The 16,187-nt window shown below is 59.2% G+C and carries 16 protein-coding genes; 13 read left to right on the plus strand and 3 right to left on the minus strand.

Annotated features, from left to right (window positions below):
* The first annotated feature begins 41 nt into the window (after positions 1-41).
* The 10 genes from ACA061_RS04195 to hisC all read left to right on the plus strand — a co-directional run bounded on the left by ACA061_RS04195 (position 42) and on the right by hisC (position 8,013).
* Positions 42-851 carry an ATP-binding cassette domain-containing protein gene (locus tag ACA061_RS04195; protein WP_150604406.1) on the plus strand — a complete coding sequence of 270 codons (810 nt, stop codon included), beginning with the start codon at positions 42-44 and terminating at the stop codon, positions 849-851.
* Positions 851-1,648: a lipid asymmetry maintenance ABC transporter permease subunit MlaE gene (gene mlaE, locus ACA061_RS04200; protein ID WP_042557673.1), complete on the plus strand. Its 798-nt coding sequence runs from the start codon at positions 851-853 to the stop codon at positions 1,646-1,648. The genes ACA061_RS04195 and mlaE overlap by 1 nt, the downstream gene beginning before the upstream one ends.
* Positions 1,648-2,115, plus strand: a complete 468-nt coding sequence (mlaD, locus tag ACA061_RS04205) for an outer membrane lipid asymmetry maintenance protein MlaD (protein ID WP_150595037.1) — start codon at positions 1,648-1,650, stop codon at positions 2,113-2,115. The genes mlaE and mlaD overlap by 1 nt, the downstream gene beginning before the upstream one ends.
* Before the next feature lie 11 nt (positions 2,116-2,126).
* The gene (locus ACA061_RS04210; protein WP_150604405.1) at positions 2,127-2,780 is read left to right on the plus strand and encodes an MlaC/ttg2D family ABC transporter substrate-binding protein; all 654 of its coding nucleotides are present in this window, start codon (positions 2,127-2,129) and stop codon (positions 2,778-2,780) included.
* Positions 2,777-3,082: an STAS domain-containing protein gene (locus tag ACA061_RS04215; RefSeq protein WP_042557676.1), complete on the plus strand. Its 306-nt coding sequence runs from the start codon at positions 2,777-2,779 to the stop codon at positions 3,080-3,082. The genes ACA061_RS04210 and ACA061_RS04215 overlap by 4 nt, the downstream gene beginning before the upstream one ends.
* Positions 3,083-3,197: 115 nt before the next feature.
* Entirely contained in the window at positions 3,198-3,437 is a 240-nt protein-coding gene (locus tag ACA061_RS04220; protein WP_007912386.1) for a BolA family protein, read from the plus strand.
* A gap of 22 nt (positions 3,438-3,459) precedes the next feature.
* On the plus strand, positions 3,460-4,725 hold the full coding sequence (gene murA, locus ACA061_RS04225) for a UDP-N-acetylglucosamine 1-carboxyvinyltransferase (RefSeq protein WP_150604404.1): 1,266 nt from the start codon (positions 3,460-3,462) through the stop codon (positions 4,723-4,725).
* A gap of 134 nt (positions 4,726-4,859) precedes the next feature.
* Positions 4,860-5,495, plus strand: coding sequence for an ATP phosphoribosyltransferase (hisG, locus tag ACA061_RS04230; RefSeq protein ID WP_008085048.1), 636 nt, complete (start codon positions 4,860-4,862; stop codon positions 5,493-5,495).
* Between the two features lie 125 nt (positions 5,496-5,620).
* Positions 5,621-6,958: a histidinol dehydrogenase gene (gene hisD / locus ACA061_RS04235; protein ID WP_150604403.1), complete on the plus strand. Its 1,338-nt coding sequence runs from the start codon at positions 5,621-5,623 to the stop codon at positions 6,956-6,958.
* Between the two features lie 2 nt (positions 6,959-6,960).
* The gene (gene hisC / locus ACA061_RS04240; RefSeq protein WP_497300664.1) at positions 6,961-8,013 is read left to right on the plus strand and encodes a histidinol-phosphate transaminase; all 1,053 of its coding nucleotides are present in this window, start codon (positions 6,961-6,963) and stop codon (positions 8,011-8,013) included.
* Positions 8,014-8,132: 119 nt separating this feature from the next.
* Here hisC and ACA061_RS04245 read toward each other — a convergent pair whose 3' ends face one another.
* From ACA061_RS04245 to algW, 3 genes are all read right to left on the minus strand, one after another.
* Positions 8,133-8,852, minus strand: coding sequence for a DUF4198 domain-containing protein (locus ACA061_RS04245; protein ID WP_497300666.1), 720 nt, complete (start codon positions 8,850-8,852; stop codon positions 8,133-8,135).
* 12 nt (positions 8,853-8,864) lie between these two features.
* Positions 8,865-10,982, minus strand: coding sequence for a TonB-dependent siderophore receptor (locus ACA061_RS04250; protein ID WP_497300667.1), 2,118 nt, complete (start codon positions 10,980-10,982; stop codon positions 8,865-8,867).
* A gap of 87 nt (positions 10,983-11,069) precedes the next feature.
* The gene (gene algW / locus ACA061_RS04255; protein ID WP_150604399.1) at positions 11,070-12,227 is read right to left on the minus strand and encodes a Do family serine endopeptidase AlgW; all 1,158 of its coding nucleotides are present in this window, start codon (positions 12,225-12,227) and stop codon (positions 11,070-11,072) included.
* 103 nt (positions 12,228-12,330) lie between these two features.
* On the opposite strand from algW, the gene ACA061_RS04260 reads away from it, so the two are divergent.
* From ACA061_RS04260 to cysN, 3 genes are all read left to right on the plus strand, one after another.
* Positions 12,331-13,089, plus strand: coding sequence for a Nif3-like dinuclear metal center hexameric protein (locus ACA061_RS04260; protein ID WP_150617136.1), 759 nt, complete (start codon positions 12,331-12,333; stop codon positions 13,087-13,089).
* Positions 13,090-13,328: 239 nt separating this feature from the next.
* Complete coding sequence (gene cysD / locus ACA061_RS04265) at positions 13,329-14,246, plus strand: sulfate adenylyltransferase subunit CysD (protein ID WP_007912374.1); 918 nt, start codon at positions 13,329-13,331, stop codon at positions 14,244-14,246.
* Positions 14,247-14,255: 9 nt separating this feature from the next.
* A complete protein-coding gene (cysN, locus tag ACA061_RS04270) occupies positions 14,256-16,154 on the plus strand; it encodes a sulfate adenylyltransferase subunit CysN (protein ID WP_210554523.1) in 1,899 nt (632 codons plus the stop codon).
* Positions 16,155-16,187: the final 33 nt, after the last annotated feature.

Here is a 16,187-nt window from a genome sequence, read left to right on the forward strand (position 1 = left end):
GCCAGGCGTCCGAGTGAGAGGCTGCATCGCAAGGAGTTTAGATGAGTGCCGATAACGCCTACGCGGTCGAGCTGAAGGGAGTCTCCTTCAAGCGCGGTGCGCGCAGCATTTTCAATAACGTCGATATTCGCATCCCGCGCGGCAAGGTCACCGGCATCATGGGACCTTCCGGGTGTGGCAAGACCACGCTGCTGCGGTTGATGGGGGCTCAGTTGCGCCCTGCCAGCGGCGAAGTCTGGGTCAACGGTCAGAACCTGCCTGCGCTGTCGCGCAGCGATCTGTTCGATGCGCGCAAGCACATGGGTGTGCTGTTTCAGAGCGGCGCGCTGTTTACCGATCTCGATGTCTTCGAGAACGTCGCTTTTCCCCTGCGCGTTCATACCGAGTTGCCGGAAGAAATGATCCGCGACATCGTCCTGCTCAAATTGCAGGCGGTCGGTTTGCGCGGTGCCATCGAGCTGATGCCCGATGAACTGTCCGGCGGCATGAAGCGTCGCGTGGCTCTGGCCCGTGCCATTGCACTGGATCCGCAGATCCTGTTTTACGACGAACCATTCGTCGGTCAGGACCCGATCGCCATGGGCGTATTGGTGCGTCTGATCCGTTTGCTCAATGATGCGCTGGGCATCACCAGTATCGTGGTGTCCCACGATCTGGCTGAAACCGCGAGCATTGCCGACTATATCTATGTAGTGGGTGATGGTCAGGTGCTGGGGCAGGGTACGCCGGACGAGTTGATGAACTCGGACGAGCCGCGTATCCGTCAGTTCATGTCCGGTAATCCCGATGGCCCGGTGCCGTACCATTTTCCAGCGACGGACTACCGCGCAGATCTTCTGGGGAAGCGCTGATGCGCAGAATTTCATTAATAGAACGCGTGCGCCGGTTCGGCGAAGCGGCGATCGACGCCATTGCGGTGTTCGGTCGGGCGACGCTGTTCCTGTTTCATGCTTTGGTTGGACGTGGCGGCATCAGCGGCGGATTTGGCCTGCTGGTCAAGCAACTGCATTCGGTCGGCGTCATGTCGCTGGTAATCATTGTGGTCTCCGGGGTTTTCATCGGCATGGTTCTGGCGTTGCAGGGGTTCAGCATCCTGTCGAGCTACGGATCGGAGCAGGCGGTAGGGCAGATGGTTGCGCTGACGCTGCTGCGTGAGCTTGGCCCGGTGGTGACCGCGCTTTTGTTTGCCGGGCGCGCCGGTTCGGCGTTGACCGCGGAAATCGGCAACATGAAGTCCACCGAACAGCTTTCCAGTCTGGAAATGATCGGTGTCGACCCGCTTAAATACATTATTGCCCCGCGACTGTGGGCCGGTTTCATTTCCCTGCCGGTGCTGGCAATGATTTTCAGCGTGGTGGGCATCTGGGGCGGTTCGTGGGTCGCTGTCGACTGGCTGGGTGTGTATGAAGGGTCTTACTGGTCGAACATGCAAAACAGTGTGACCTTCACCAGTGACGTGCTCAACGGCGTCATCAAAAGTATCGTTTTCGCCTTTGTCGTGACCTGGATCGCCGTATTCCAAGGCTATGACTGTGAGCCCACTTCCGAGGGGATCAGTCGTGCCACCACCAAGACCGTAGTGTTTGCCTCGCTGGCAGTACTGGGCCTGGACTTTATTCTGACCGCTTTGATGTTTGGAGATTTCTGATGCAAAACCGCACCCTGGAAATCGGTGTCGGCCTGTTCCTGCTGGCAGGGATCCTGGCTCTGTTGCTGCTTGCTTTGCGGGTCAGTGGGCTGTCTCCGACTTCGACCACCGAGACCTATAAACTTTATGCGTATTTCGACAATATCGCCGGTTTGACGGTCAGAGCCAAAGTGACCATGGCCGGTGTCACCATCGGCAAGGTCACTGCAATCGATCTGGATCGCGACAGCTTCACCGGTCGGGTGACCCTGCAAGTGGATAAAAAAGTCGACAATCTGCCGACTGACTCCACAGCGTCTATCCTGACCGCGGGTCTGCTGGGCGAGAAGTACATCGGTATCAGCGTAGGCGGGGAAGACACCGCTCTGAAGGATGGTGGAACCATCCACGACACGCAGTCGTCTCTGGTACTGGAAGACCTGATCGGTAAATTCCTGCTCAATACCGTTAGCAAAGACGCCAAATGAGGAGCTTTTGAATGATCTCTATCTTGCGACGCAGCCTGTTGGTGTTACTGGCGGCCCTGCCTTTGATGGGTAACGCCGTGGCTGCGACTTCGGCCCATGATCTGGTGCAGGACACAACCACCCGGTTGCTGGCCGATCTGGCTGCCAACAAAGAGAAATACAAGCAGGATCCGACCGATTTCTACGCGGCGCTCAACAGCATCGTCGGGCCGGTGGTGGATGCCGAAGGCATTTCCAAAAGCATCATGACGGTGAAGTATTCGCGCAAGGCCACGCCGGCGCAGATGCAAACCTTCCAGGAGAACTTCAAGAAGGGCCTGTTCCAGTTCTACGGCAACGCCTTGCTCGAGTACAACAATCAGGGCATTACCGTTGACCCTGCCAAGGATGAGTCGGGCGATCGCACCAGCGTCAACATGACCGTCAAGGGCAGCAGTGGCGCGGTCTATCCTGTGCAGTACACGCTGGAGAAGATCAACGGCGAGTGGAAACTGCGCAACGTGATCATCAACGGTATCAACATCGGCAAGCTGTTCCGTGATCAGTTCGCTGACGCGATGCAGCGCAATGGCAACAATCTGGACGCAACCATCAACGGTTGGGCCGGTGAAGTGGCCAAGGCCAAGGAAACCACCGAAAAAGCTGCCGAGAAGCCAGCGCAATGAATGAGGCCGCAGTTCGTATGAGTGATGTTGACGAGCTCTTGCTCAGCGGAGTGCTGGATTACCGCACCGGGCCTGATCTGCGCAAGGAAGGTCAGGCGCTGATCAAGTCCAGCAAGGCGTCTTCGCTGGTCATCGACTGCTCGGCCGTAAAGAAATCCAGCAGCGTCGGTTTGTCGTTGCTGCTGTGTTTCATGCGCGATGCACAGGCGGCCGGCAAGGCTGTCAGCATCCGCGCGATGCCCGAAGACATGCGCGAAATTGCTCAGGTCAGTGAACTGACCGAACTGTTGGCGCAACCCTGAACCCGCATCATTAAAGAAGCCCCCCGTCAGAGTCCTGCCATGCGGGGTTCGCAGGCGCGGGGCTTTTTTGTATGATGTCCGACCCGTGCGCACAGGGCGCCGATTGAGGTTGAGCATGCAGGCCGTAGAAGTGAAGAGCTTCCTAGAAGGAAAGCTGCCCGGAACGTTGGTAGAAGTTGAGGGCGAAGGCTGCAATTTCCAGCTGAACGTGATTAGCGATGAACTGGCGGCGTTGAGCCCGGTGAAGCGTCAGCAGCAGATCTATGCCCATTTGAACCCATGGATCACCGATGGCAGCATCCATGCGGTCACTATGAAATTTTTCAGCAGCGCGGCCTGGGCCGAGCGCACCTGAGCCTAAGGGCGTCGAGATTCTTATGGATAAATTGATTATTACCGGTGGCGCTCGTCTTGATGGCGAGATCCGCATTTCCGGGGCAAAGAACTCTGCCCTGCCGATCCTGGCCGCCACTTTGTTGTGCGATGGCCCGGTGACTGTGGCCAACCTGCCGCACCTGCACGACATCACCACCATGATCGAGCTGTTCGGTCGCATGGGCATCGAGCCGGTGATCGACGAGAAGCTCAGCGTCGAAATCGACCCGCGCACCATCAAGACCCTGATCGCCCCGTACGAACTGGTGAAAACCATGCGTGCTTCGATCCTGGTGCTTGGCCCGATGGTTGCCCGTTTCGGTGAAGCCGAAGTCGCACTGCCTGGCGGTTGCGCCATCGGTTCGCGTCCGGTTGACCTGCACATCCGTGGCCTCGAAGCCATGGGCGCAGTGATCGACGTCGAAGGCGGCTACATCAAGGCCAAGGCGCCTGAGGGCGGTCTGCGCGGTGCAAGCTTCTTCTTCGATACCGTCAGTGTGACCGGTACCGAAAACATCATGATGGCTGCTGCTCTGGCCAAGGGCCGTAGCGTGTTGCAGAACGCCGCCCGCGAGCCTGAAGTGGTTGACCTGGCGAACTTCCTCAACGCCATGGGCGCCAAGGTTTCCGGTGCCGGCACCGACACCATCACCATTGATGGCGTCGAGCGTCTGGGTTCGGCTTTCTACAAAGTCATGCCTGACCGTATCGAAACCGGCACCTATCTGGTCGCTGCTGCCGTGACCGGTGGCCGCGTCAAGGTCAAGGACACCGATCCGACCATCCTCGAAGCCGTTCTGGAAAAACTCCGTGAAGCCGGCGCAGAAATCACCTGCGGTGAAGACTGGATCGAGCTGAACATGCACGGCAAGCGTCCGAAAGCGGTCAACGTGCGCACTGCGCCGTACCCGGCGTTCCCGACTGACATGCAGGCGCAGTTCATCTCGCTCAACGCCATTGCCGAAGGCACTGGTGCGGTGATCGAGACGATCTTCGAAAACCGTTTCATGCACGTCTACGAGCTGCACCGCATGGGCGCGCATATCCAGGTTGAAGGCAATACGGCCATCGTCACCGGCATCGAAAAACTCAAGGGCGCGCCAGTAATGGCGACCGACCTGCGTGCTTCGGCCAGCCTGGTGATCTCGGCGCTGGTTGCCGAAGGCGATACGCTGATCGACCGCATCTACCACATCGACCGTGGCTACGAGTGCATCGAAGAAAAACTGCAGATGCTGGGCGCCAAGATCCGTCGCGTTCCGGGCTGATAACTGCATGTGGACACAGGGACGTGTCCGTTGAATTCGTTTCGAATCGAGGTTTTCATCCGTGAAAACCTCGATGTGTGTCCGGCGCCGATTGCGACCGGACATGAGTACCTTGATAAGGACTGACGTTTCCCATGTTGACCATCGCACTGTCCAAGGGCCGCATCCTTGACGACACCCTGCCGCTTCTCGCTGAAGCGGGCATCGTGCCGACCGAGAATCCGGACAAGAGCCGCAAGCTGATCATCCCCACGACGCAGCCAGACGTACGCCTGCTGATCGTGCGCGCCACCGACGTGCCGACCTATGTCGAGCATGGCGCGGCCGACCTCGGCGTGGCCGGTAAAGACGTGTTGATGGAATACACCGGCCAGGGCTTGTACGAGCCACTGGACCTGCAAATTGCCCAGTGCAAACTGATGACCGCCGGCAAGATCGGCGCCGCCGAGCCAAAGGGCCGCCTGCGTGTGGCGACCAAGTTCGTCAACGTCGCCAAGCGTTACTACGCCGAGCAGGGCCGTCAGGTCGACATCATCAAGCTGTACGGTTCGATGGAACTGGCACCGCTGATTGGCCTGGCCGACAAGATCATTGACGTGGTCGACACCGGCAACACCCTGCGCGCCAACGGCCTGGAACCTCAGGAACTGATCGCCACGATCAGCTCGCGCCTGGTGGTCAACAAGGCTTCGATGAAAATGCAACACGCCCGTATCCAGGCGTTGATCGATACCCTGCGCAACGCAGTGGAATCGCGACACCGCGGCTGATTCACCTGCGCGACCTTGAGTCGCGCCCGTCTATCCGCCTCATAGCCAGAATCTCAGGTGCCCAAGCGGAAACGACTGCTAAGTTAGGGCGCCTGAGTTTTTGCCATTCCTATGAGGCTCTCGCTATGACCGCACCGACTGCAATTCGCCGACTCAACGCTGCTGACCCGGATTTCGCGCATCATCTGGATCATCTGCTGAGCTGGGAAAGTGTGTCTGACGACTCGGTCAATCAGCGCGTGCTGGACATCATCAAAGCTGTGCGCGAGCGTGGCGACGCGGCGTTGGTCGAGTTCACCAAGAAGTTCGACGGTCTCGATGTCGCCTCGATGGCTGACCTGATCCTGCCGCGCGAACGCCTGGAACTGGCCCTGACCCGCATCACCGTAGCGCAGCGTGAAGCGCTGGAAAAAGCCGCGGCCCGCGTGCGCAGCTACCACGAAAAACAGAAACAGGATTCCTGGAGCTACACCGAGGCCGACGGCACGGTGCTGGGCCAGAAGGTCACGCCGCTAGATCGCGCGGGCCTCTACGTGCCGGGCGGCAAGGCGTCGTACCCCTCGTCGGTGTTGATGAACGCGATTCCGGCCAAGGTTGCCGGCGTGACCGAAGTGGTCATGGTCGTGCCGACCCCGCGGGGTGAAATCAACGAGTTGGTGCTCGCTGCCGCGTGCATTGCTGGCGTCGATCGGGTCTTCACCATCGGTGGCGCACAAGCCGTTGCCGCGCTGGCCTATGGCACCGAAAGCGTGCCGAAAGTGGATAAGGTCGTCGGCCCCGGCAATATCTATGTCGCCACCGCCAAGCGCCACGTTTTCGGTCAGGTTGGCATCGACATGATCGCCGGCCCTTCGGAAATCCTCGTTGTGTGCGATGGTCAGACCGACCCGGACTGGATCGCCATGGACCTGTTCTCCCAGGCCGAGCACGATGAAGACGCGCAAGCGATTCTGGTCAGCCCCGACGCCGAGTTCCTCGACAGGGTCGCCGCGAGCATCGACAAGCTGCTGCCGACCATGGATCGCGCAGCCATCATCGAAACTTCCATCAATGGCCGCGGTGCGTTGATTCACGTGCGTGACATGGCCCAGGCCATCGAAGTCGCCAACCGCATTGCGCCAGAACACCTTGAACTGTCGGTCGCCGACCCGCAGGCCTGGTTGCCGCAGATCCGCCACGCCGGTGCGATCTTCATGGGCCGCCACACCTCTGAAGCGCTGGGTGATTACTGCGCAGGCCCGAACCACGTGCTGCCGACTTCCGGCACCGCGCGTTTCTCTTCGCCGCTGGGTGTGTACGACTTCCAGAAGCGTTCCTCGATCATCTTCTGCTCCGAGGCCGGTGCTTCCGAACTGGGCAAGACTGCGTCCGTTCTGGCTCGTGGTGAATCGCTCAGCGCTCACGCACGTAGCGCCGAATACCGCATCAAAGACGAAGACTTTCTTCAAGGTCAGGGGAACTGAACATGAGCAAATTCTGGAGCCCGTTCGTCAAGGATCTGGTGCCTTATGTGCCGGGCGAACAGCCGAAGCTGACCAGGCTGGTCAAGCTCAACACCAACGAAAACCCGTACGGCCCGTCGCCAAAAGCCTTGGCGGCAATGCAGACCGAACTCAACGACAACCTGCGCCTGTACCCGGACCCGAACAGCGATTTGCTGAAAAACGCCGTCGCCACTTATTACGGCGTGCAGACCAATCAGGTGTTCCTCGGCAACGGTTCGGACGAAGTGCTCGCGCACATCTTCCACGGCTTGCTGCAACACGATCAGCCGATTCTGTTCCCGGACATCAGCTACAGCTTTTATCCGGTGTATTGCGGTTTGTACGGCATCAAGTTCGACGCGGTGCCGCTGGATGCGCAGTTCCAGATCAACCCGGCGGATTACGCCAAGCCAAACGGCGGGATCATTTTCCCTAACCCGAACGCCCCGACTGGCTGCCTGTTGGCGCTGGATGCGGTTGAGCGGATTCTCATCGCCAGCCCGAATTCGGTGGTCGTGGTGGACGAGGCGTATATCGACTTCGGCGGTGAAACGGCGATCAGCCTGGTGGATCGTTATCCGAACCTGCTGGTGACGCAGACCCTGTCCAAGTCGCGTTCGTTGGCGGGCCTGCGGGTTGGCCTGGCGGTGGGGCATCCGGATCTGATCGAGGCGCTGGAGCGCATCAAGAACAGCTTCAACTCTTATCCGATTGATCGTTTGGCGAACGTCGGCGCGGCGGCGGCATTCGAGGATCGTGAGTATTTCGACAAGACTTGCCGTTTGGTCATCGAAAGTCGCGAGTGGGTTGTCGCGCAATTGCAGGACAAGGGTTTTGAGGTGTTGCCGTCGGCGGCGAACTTCATTTTTGCCCGTCACCCGCAACATGATGCGGCAGGGTTGGCGGCGAAACTGCGCGAGCAGGGCGTGATTGTGCGGCACTTCAAGCAAGAGCGGATTGCGCAGTTCCTGCGGATCTCGATTGGCACGCCGGAGCAGAATCAGGCGCTGATCGACGGCCTCGGCGAGCCTTGAGCCACCGCTGAACCCTGTAGGAGTGAGCCTGCTCGCGATGCGTTTCAGCATTCAACATGTGAGTTGAATGACATACCGTAATCGCGAGCAGGCTCACTCCTACAAGGGATTTGTGTTGATTATTCGTGATGCGGTTCACCCAAAAACGTCAGCGAACTGAACAACCCGCGACTATTCACATCAGCACTGTCCTTCACAGGCACCTCAACCTGCGCCGCAATCACATTCAACCCTTCATTTCGCACCAGCACCTGCGCACGGCCGTCCTTGTCAGTCTCGGTGCTCAGGGTATTCGGTGCACTGCGGTAATCGCCGATCAACTTGACGCCCGCCGCCGGTTTGCCATCAAGCAACACGCGCACCGGCAATGATTTGCCCGGGCCGACGGTCAGCGGATCAACTTCCGGCAGAATCAGCAGCTTGATCTGATCCAGCTTGGGCAGCTTCGCCCCCGGTTGATAGATCGCCAGGCTGTACTTGAACGTCTGCGTCGCCTCGACTGCACCCGGTACTTTGCTGCGACCTTCGTTGATCCACTTTTTGTCAGCGGTTTGCGACCACATTCCGTTATTCAACGCCACGGCCATGACCGCGGGTGTTTTCAGCGGCTTGAGGCGGGCGTGATCGGGCAAGCGCTCGACGCTCACCGGGATCATCTTGCCGCCCGCGTCATAGGCCCACGCGCCGCTGATTTTCTGGGCCTTGAAGGCGTTGTCCTCGGCGCCGTGGCCGTAGATCACTTCGATGTTGCCGCGCCGTTGTTCGGTCCACAGGCCGTGGGCCGAGGCTTGTCCGGCGAACAGCGCGGCGATGACCAGCAGGGTTTTGCCGTATTGCATGGTGACGTCCTTTTACAGATTGAGTGACAGGCTGACGGTGAAATTGCGCGGCTCGCCGGGGTTGACCCAGTAGTTGCTGTAAGAGCGCTCGTAGTATTTTTCGTCGAAAACGTTGTTCAGGTTCAGGCCGACGGTGACGTTGTCGCTGGCCTTGTAATGGGCCAGCAGGTCGACGGTGTGATAGGCCGGCAATTCGAAGTCGCTGCCGGATTCGCCCGAGCGGTCACCGACGTAAGTGAAAGCTGCGCCAACATCCGAGCCGCGCAGATGCCCGTCCTGAAATTCATAAACACCCAGCAGACTGCCGCTGCGTTTGGCCACGCCGAGGATGCGGCTGCCGGTGGGAATCACGGCGTCACCCTGAGTTACTTCGGCGTCGATGTAGGCGAAGGCGCCAATCACCCGCAGGGCATCGGTGACTTGGCCGGTCACCTGCAGATCGAAGCCGCGACTGCGCGCCTTGCCCATCGCGCGGTTGGTGTCGGTGGCCGGGTCGAGCGCGAGGACGTTTTCCTTGTCGATGTGAAAGAAGGCGAGGGTGCTGCTCAGACGTTCGTCGAACAGTTCGTTTTTGATGCCGATTTCGTAGCCGACACCTTCCTCCGGATCGAAGGATTTGCCGGTCGCATCAAGACCGTTGTTCGGTTTGAACGAGGTCGAGGCGTTGGCGAACAGGCCGGTGTTCGGCGTCAGTTGATAGAGCAGGCCGGCGCGCTGGGTGAGAGCGTCGTGGGTCTGACGGCTGTTGGCGTTGCGGCTGTGGTCATTGATGTTTTGTTCGAAGTGTTCGAAGCGTGCGCCGATCATCCCGCGCAATTTGTCGGTAAAGACGATTTGATCCTGCAGGTTCAGCGCATGGCTTTCGAGGTGCTCGAAAGTGTCAGTGCCCGACCGGGCGCCGTTGGGTTTCTGCTGGCCGTAGATCGGTTTGTAAATGTCGATGGCGTAGGGGCCGCCGGCGAGGGTGGTGACGCGCTCGTTCTTGCGGAAGTTCTCGTATTCGCTGCCGATCAGCAGTTCGTGCTGCCATGGGCCGAGGTCGAACAAACCGCGCAATTCCAGTTGAGTGATGCTGTCGTGCCAGTTGGTATCGCGCTCGCGGTAACGGCGGTTGACGGTGTGGCCATCGGCGCTCAACGGGCGACTTTCAGAGGCATCGCCCCAGAGTTTGCCTTCCTTGTAATGGCTGGCCAGGCGCAGTTTCCAGCTGTCGTTAAGATGGTGCTCGAGCGTCGCCTGAAGCAGGTTGTTGTGGTTGTCGATGTTGCCGTCGTTGGGCTCGCCGAGGAACGTCGAACGTGAAACACCGCTCCACTTATTGTTCGGCGCGACGATGCCACGGTCGAACGTCGAGCTGTGGCGGACGATTTCGCTTTCCACCAACAGCGACGTATCCGGGTTCAGTTGCCAACTGATCGAGGGCGCGATGAATACGCGTTTGCTGTCGACGTGATCGCGAAAGCTCTGGTTGTCCTCGACTGCAAGGTTGATCCGTGAGAGCACGTCACCCTGTTCATCGAGCGGGGTGTTGACGTCCAGCGCCGTGCGATAACGATCCCAACTGCCAGCGCTGGTCTGCAACGTGGTAAAGGCTTCGGGCTGTGGTTTTTTGGTGACGATGTTCACCGTGCCACCCGGGTCGCCACGGCCATAAAGGCTGGCCGCCGGGCCTTTGAGCACTTCGATACGCTCGATATTGGCCGCGTCCGGTGTGCTCGGATAGCCGCGATTGGCGCTGAAACCGTCCTTGTAGAACTCCGAGGTGGTGAAGCCGCGCACGCTGTATTCGTAGAGCGTCAGGCCGCCGAAGTTGTTTTGCTTCGATACGCCGCCAGCGAAATCCAGCGCGCGCTCGACGCTGGTGCTGCCCAGATCCTTGAGCACGCTCGCGGGCACCACGCTGATTGCCTGCGGGATATCGCGGATCGCGGTGTCGGTTTTGGTTGCACTGGATGAGCGCGTGGCACGGTAGCCCTTGACCGGGCCGGTGGGGGATTCGTAATCGGAGGTAACGCTGATCGCGTCCAGTTCGAGCGGTTGCGACTCTTCGGCAAAGGCCGCATCGCCCAGCAAAGCAAGGGGTAGACCGAGAGTCAGGCCAAGCAGGGAGGCCTTTGTTCGAGACGACATGTTATGTTGTTCCAATCGTTAGATTGAAACAATATAACATGCCTTTTGAGAATGTCTTTTATTCGCGCCGTCGACGCGAATAATTTTTTACTCTTGTTTTTCCTTCACCGGCGCCGGCGGTGGACGCAGGCCGATTTCCGCCGAGAGCTTGATCTCCTTGCCGTTACGCATCACTTGAATCGTGACCTTGTCGGTCGGTTTGATCCGCGCGACCTGGTTCATCGAGCGACGACCATCGCCGGCCGGTTCGCCATCAATGCTTAGAATCACGTCGCCCAGTTGCAGGCCGGCCTTCTGTGCCGGGCCGTCGCGAAAGATCCCGGCGACGACAATGCCCGGACGCCCGGACAGACCAAACGATTCGGCCAGTTCCTGAGTCAATGGCTGCACTTCGATGCCGAGCCAGCCGCGAATTACCTGCCCGTGCTCGATGATCGACTTCATCACTTCCATCGCCAGTTTCACCGGGATGGCAAAACCGATGCCCTGCGAGCCACCGGACTTGGAGAAAATCGCCGTGTTGATGCCGGTGAGGTTGCCGTTGGCATCCACCAGTGCACCGCCGGAGTTGCCCGGGTTGATCGCCGCGTCGGTCTGGATGAAGTCTTCGTAGTTGTTCAGGCCCAACTGATTACGCCCGGTGGCGCTGATGATGCCCATGGTCACGGTCTGGCCGACGCCGAACGGGTTGCCGATGGCCAGCGCAACGTCGCCGATGCGGATGCTGTCGGAACGGCCGACAGTGATCGCTGGCAGGTTTTTCAAGTCGATTTTCAGGACGGCGAGATCGGTTTCCGGGTCGCTGCCGATCACTCGGGCCAGGGTTTCCCGGCCATCCTTGAGCGCTACGACGATCTGGTCGGCGCCGCTGGTGACGTGGTTGTTGGTCAGGATGTAGCCTTCCGGGCTCATGATCACGCCGGAACCGAGGCTCGACTCCATGCGCTTCTGCTTCGGCGAGTTGTCACCAAAGAAACGGCGGAACTGTGGATCCTCGAATAAAGGATGCGCCGGCTTGTTGATGACTTTGGTGGTGTACAGGTTGACCACCGATGGCGCGGCGATCGTCACCGCATCCGCATAGGACACCGGCCCCTGCTGCACGCGGGTGGTCTGCGGCGCCTGTTGCAGGTTGACGTCGAGGCTCGGCAGCCCGACCCACTGCGGGTATCGCTGAATAATCAACAGAGCGATAAGCACACCGGCCAACAATGGCCAGCCAAAAAAACGCAGCGCCTTGAACATTAAGCACGTCCTGGAAAAGTTGCAGGCGAAGTCAGACCGCCCATAATGTCGCGCATTATACGAGGCCGCGCGTGCCTCTGAACGGGATATTTAGGAGTCTTTCATGGCCGTTGCCCTCAGCACCCTCGTCGAAGAAGCCGACCGATACCTGGCCAGTGCAAAAATTGCCGATTATTGCCCCAACGGCTTGCAGGTCGAAGGCCGTCCGCAAGTGATGCGCATCGTCAGCGGCGTCACCGCGAGCCAGGCGTTGCTCGATGCCGCCGTCGAGGCCGAGGCCGATCTGGTGCTGGTGCACCACGGTTACTTCTGGAAAGGCGAAAACCCCTGCGTCACGGGCATGAAGCAGCGTCGTTTGAAGACTTTGCTCAAGCACGACATCAGCTTGCTCGCCTACCATTTGCCGCTGGATCTGCACCCGGATGTTGGCAACAACGTGCAGTTGGCGCGTCAGTTGGACATCACCGTCGAAGGGCCGCTGGATCCGGACAATCTGAAAATTGTCGGCTTGGTCGGTTCGCTTAACGAGCCAATGACCCCGCGCGATTTCGCCCGCAAGGTTCAGGAAGTGATGGGCCGTGAACCGCTGCTGGTTGAAGGCAGCGGGATGATCCGACGGGTTGGCTGGTGCACTGGCGGTGGTCAGGGATACATCGATCACGGCGTGGCGGCGGGTGTCGATCTGTTTCTCAGCGGTGAAGCTTCCGAGCAGACATTCCACAGCGCCCGGGAAAACGACATCAGTTTCATCGCCGCCGGCCACCACGCCACCGAGCGTTACGGCGTGCAGGCTCTGGGCGACTACTTGGCAAAACGCTTCGCCGTCGAACACATCTTCATCGACATCCCCAACCCGATCTGACTCCCTCCCCTGTAGGAGCTGCCGAAGGCTGCGATCTTTTGCTCTTGTTTTTTAAAAGGCCAGATCAAAAGATCGCAGCCTTCGGCAGCTCCTACAGGGGCGGGTTGGCCGAACTGTGAGGCATATTCATATGCCCTTTCGTTCTAGTTAGCGTCCTGATTAGAAGAGGTCGCTGTGCTAGGATTCCCCGCTCGAACACGGCCCGCTGGCCGTTCATAAGAAAGCTTTCGTGAGTAGCCATGGTCGACAAACTGACGCATCTGAAACAGCTGGAGGCGGAAAGCATCCACATCATCCGCGAGGTGGCCGCCGAGTTCGATAACCCGGTGATGCTGTACTCCATCGGTAAAGACTCCGCCGTGATGCTGCACCTGGCACGCAAGGCGTTCTTCCCGGGCAAACTGCCGTTTCCGGTGATGCACGTCGACACCCGCTGGAAATTCCAGGAAATGTACAAGTTCCGCGACAAGATGGTCGAAGAGCTTGGCCTGGACCTGATCACGCACATCAACCCGGATGGCGTGGCGCAGAACATCAACCCGTTCACCCACGGCAGCGCCAAGCACACCGACATCATGAAAACCGAGGGCCTGAAACAGGCGCTCGACAAGCATGGTTTCGACGCAGCGTTCGGCGGTGCCCGTCGCGATGAAGAGAAGTCCCGCGCCAAAGAGCGCGTGTATTCGTTCCGCGACAGCAAGCACCGCTGGGACCCGAAAAACCAGCGCCCAGAGCTGTGGAACGTCTACAACGGCAAGGTCAACAAGGGCGAATCCATTCGTGTGTTCCCGTTGTCGAACTGGACCGAGCTGGACATCTGGCAGTACATCTACCTCGAAGGCATCCCGATTGTGCCGCTGTACTTCGCCGCCGAGCGTGAAGTGATCGAGAAGAACGGCACGCTGATCATGATCGACGACGAGCGCATCCTCGAGCACCTGTCCGACGAAGACAAAGCGCGCATCGTCAAAAAGAAAGTGCGTTTCCGTACCCTTGGTTGCTACCCGTTGACGGGCGCGGTGGAGTCCGAGGCCGAAAGCCTCACGGACATCATTCAGGAAATGCTCCTGACGCGAACTTCCGAGCGCCAGGGCCGGGTCATCGACCACGATGGCGCAGGCTCCATGGAAGACAAAAAACGTCAGGGTTATTTCTAAGGGGTTGTCATGTCGCACGTATCTGATTTGATCAGCGAGGACATCCTCGCCTACCTGGGCCAGCACGAACGTAAAGAGCTGCTGCGCTTTCTGACCTGCGGTAACGTCGATGACGGCAAGAGCACCCTGATCGGGCGTCTGCTGCACGACTCCAAAATGATCTACGAAGATCATCTGGAAGCCATCACTCGCGACTCTAAAAAAGTCGGCACCACTGGCGATGACATCGACCTGGCATTGCTGGTCGACGGCCTGCAGGCCGAGCGTGAGCAGGGCATCACCATCGATGTCGCCTACCGCTATTTCTCCACCGCCAAACGCAAATTCATCATCGCCGACACCCCCGGCCATGAGCAGTACACCCGCAACATGGCCACCGGTGCGTCTACCTGTGACCTGGCGATCATCCTGGTCGACGCCCGTTACGGCGTGCAGACCCAGACCCGTCGCCACAGCTTCATCGCCTCGTTGCTGGGCATCAAACATATCGTTGTCGCCATCAACAAGATGGACCTCAAAGACTTCGACGAAGGTGTGTTCGAGTCGATCAAGGCCGACTACCTGAAGTTCGCTGAAGGCTTGAAGATGAAGCCGACCAGCATGCACTTCGTGCCGATGTCTGCCCTCAAGGGCGACAACGTGGTGAACAAGTCCGAGCGCTCGCCGTGGTACACCGGCCAGTCGCTGATGGAAATTCTCGAGACTGTGGAAGTGGCGGGCGACCGCAACTTCACCGATCTGCGTTTCCCGGTGCAGTACGTCAACCGTCCGAACCTGAACTTCCGCGGCTTCGCCGGCACCCTCGCCAGCGGCATCGTCAAGAAGGGTGACGAGGTCGTGGTGCTGCCGTCGGGCAAGAGCAGCCGCGTCAAATCCATTGTCACTTTCGAAGGTGAACTGGAGCATGCGGGTCCTGGTCAAGCGGTGACGCTGACCATGGAAGACGAAATCGACATCTCCCGCGGCGATCTGTTGGTGCATGCCGACAATGTGCCGCCGGTCACCGACAGCTTCGAAGCGATGCTGGTGTGGATGGCTGAAGAGCCGATGCTGCCGGGCAAGAAGTACGACATCAAACGCGCGACCAGTTACGTGCCGGGCTCGATTGCCAGCATCATTAACAAGGTCGACGTGAACACGTTGGAAGAAGGTCCGGCGAGCGCGTTGCAGCTCAACGAAATCGGCAAGGTCAGGATCGCGCTTGATGCGCCGATTGCCCTCGACGGTTACGAAAGCAACCGCACCACCGGCGCGTTCATCATCATCGATCGTTTGACCAACGGCACCGTTGGCGCTGGCATGATCGTCGCTCAGCCTGTTTCGCATGGCACCACGACACACCACGGCAAACTGGCGCATGTGGCGACTGAAGAGCGTGCGCAGCGCTTTGGTCAGCAACCGGCCACCGTGCTGTTCAGCGGTCTGTCGGGCGCGGGCAAGAGCACGCTGGCTTATGCGGTCGAGCGCAAGTTGTTTGACCTCGGTCGTGCGGTGTTTGTGCTGGATGGTCAGAATCTGCGTCAGGATCTGAACAAAGGCCTGCCGCAGGATCGTGCCGGGCGCACCGAGAACTGGCGTCGTGCTGCGCATGTGGCGCGTCAGTTTAACGAAGCTGGTTTGCTGACTCTGGCAGCGTTTGTGGCACCGAGTGCCGAAGGTCGTGAGCAGGCCAAGGAACTGATCGGTAAGGAGCGTCTGCTGACGGTCTATGTGCAGGCTTCGCCGACGGTGTGTGCAGAGCGTGATCCGCAAGGTTTGTATGCCGCCGGTAGCGACAACATCCCGGGCGAATCCTTCCCGTATGACGTGCCGCTGAATGCTGATCTGGTGATCGACACGCAGACGCTGAGTCTGGAAGAAAGCGTCAAGCAAGTGCTGGATCTGCTGCGCAAACGTGGCGCGATCTAAGACAGAAGCAGCTGCAAGCTTCTAGCTTCGAGC

The sequence above is a fragment of the Pseudomonas sp. LBUM1668 genome (assembly GCF_059695715.1).

Coding starts and splice junctions, on each gene's coding strand:
- hisD (WP_150604403.1), top strand. CDS start 5,621: ATGACCGCACCGACTGCAATTCGCCGACTCAACGCTGCTGACCCGGAT.
- mlaE (WP_042557673.1), top strand. CDS start 851: ATGCGCAGAATTTCATTAATAGAACGCGTGCGCCGGTTCGGCGAAGCG.
- cysD (WP_007912374.1), top strand. CDS start 13,329: ATGGTCGACAAACTGACGCATCTGAAACAGCTGGAGGCGGAAAGCATC.
- cysN (WP_210554523.1), top strand. CDS start 14,256: ATGTCGCACGTATCTGATTTGATCAGCGAGGACATCCTCGCCTACCTG.
- ACA061_RS04210 (WP_150604405.1), top strand. CDS start 2,127: ATGATCTCTATCTTGCGACGCAGCCTGTTGGTGTTACTGGCGGCCCTG.
- ACA061_RS04250 (WP_497300667.1), bottom strand. CDS start 10,982: ATGTCGTCTCGAACAAAGGCCTCCCTGCTTGGCCTGACTCTCGGTCTA.
- hisG (WP_008085048.1), top strand. CDS start 4,860: ATGTTGACCATCGCACTGTCCAAGGGCCGCATCCTTGACGACACCCTG.
- murA (WP_150604404.1), top strand. CDS start 3,460: ATGGATAAATTGATTATTACCGGTGGCGCTCGTCTTGATGGCGAGATC.
- ACA061_RS04215 (WP_042557676.1), top strand. CDS start 2,777: ATGAATGAGGCCGCAGTTCGTATGAGTGATGTTGACGAGCTCTTGCTC.
- ACA061_RS04245 (WP_497300666.1), bottom strand. CDS start 8,852: ATGCAATACGGCAAAACCCTGCTGGTCATCGCCGCGCTGTTCGCCGGA.
- ACA061_RS04260 (WP_150617136.1), top strand. CDS start 12,331: ATGGCCGTTGCCCTCAGCACCCTCGTCGAAGAAGCCGACCGATACCTG.
- algW (WP_150604399.1), bottom strand. CDS start 12,227: ATGTTCAAGGCGCTGCGTTTTTTTGGCTGGCCATTGTTGGCCGGTGTG.
- mlaD (WP_150595037.1), top strand. CDS start 1,648: ATGCAAAACCGCACCCTGGAAATCGGTGTCGGCCTGTTCCTGCTGGCA.
- ACA061_RS04195 (WP_150604406.1), top strand. CDS start 42: ATGAGTGCCGATAACGCCTACGCGGTCGAGCTGAAGGGAGTCTCCTTC.
- ACA061_RS04220 (WP_007912386.1), top strand. CDS start 3,198: ATGCAGGCCGTAGAAGTGAAGAGCTTCCTAGAAGGAAAGCTGCCCGGA.
- hisC (WP_497300664.1), top strand. CDS start 6,961: ATGAGCAAATTCTGGAGCCCGTTCGTCAAGGATCTGGTGCCTTATGTG.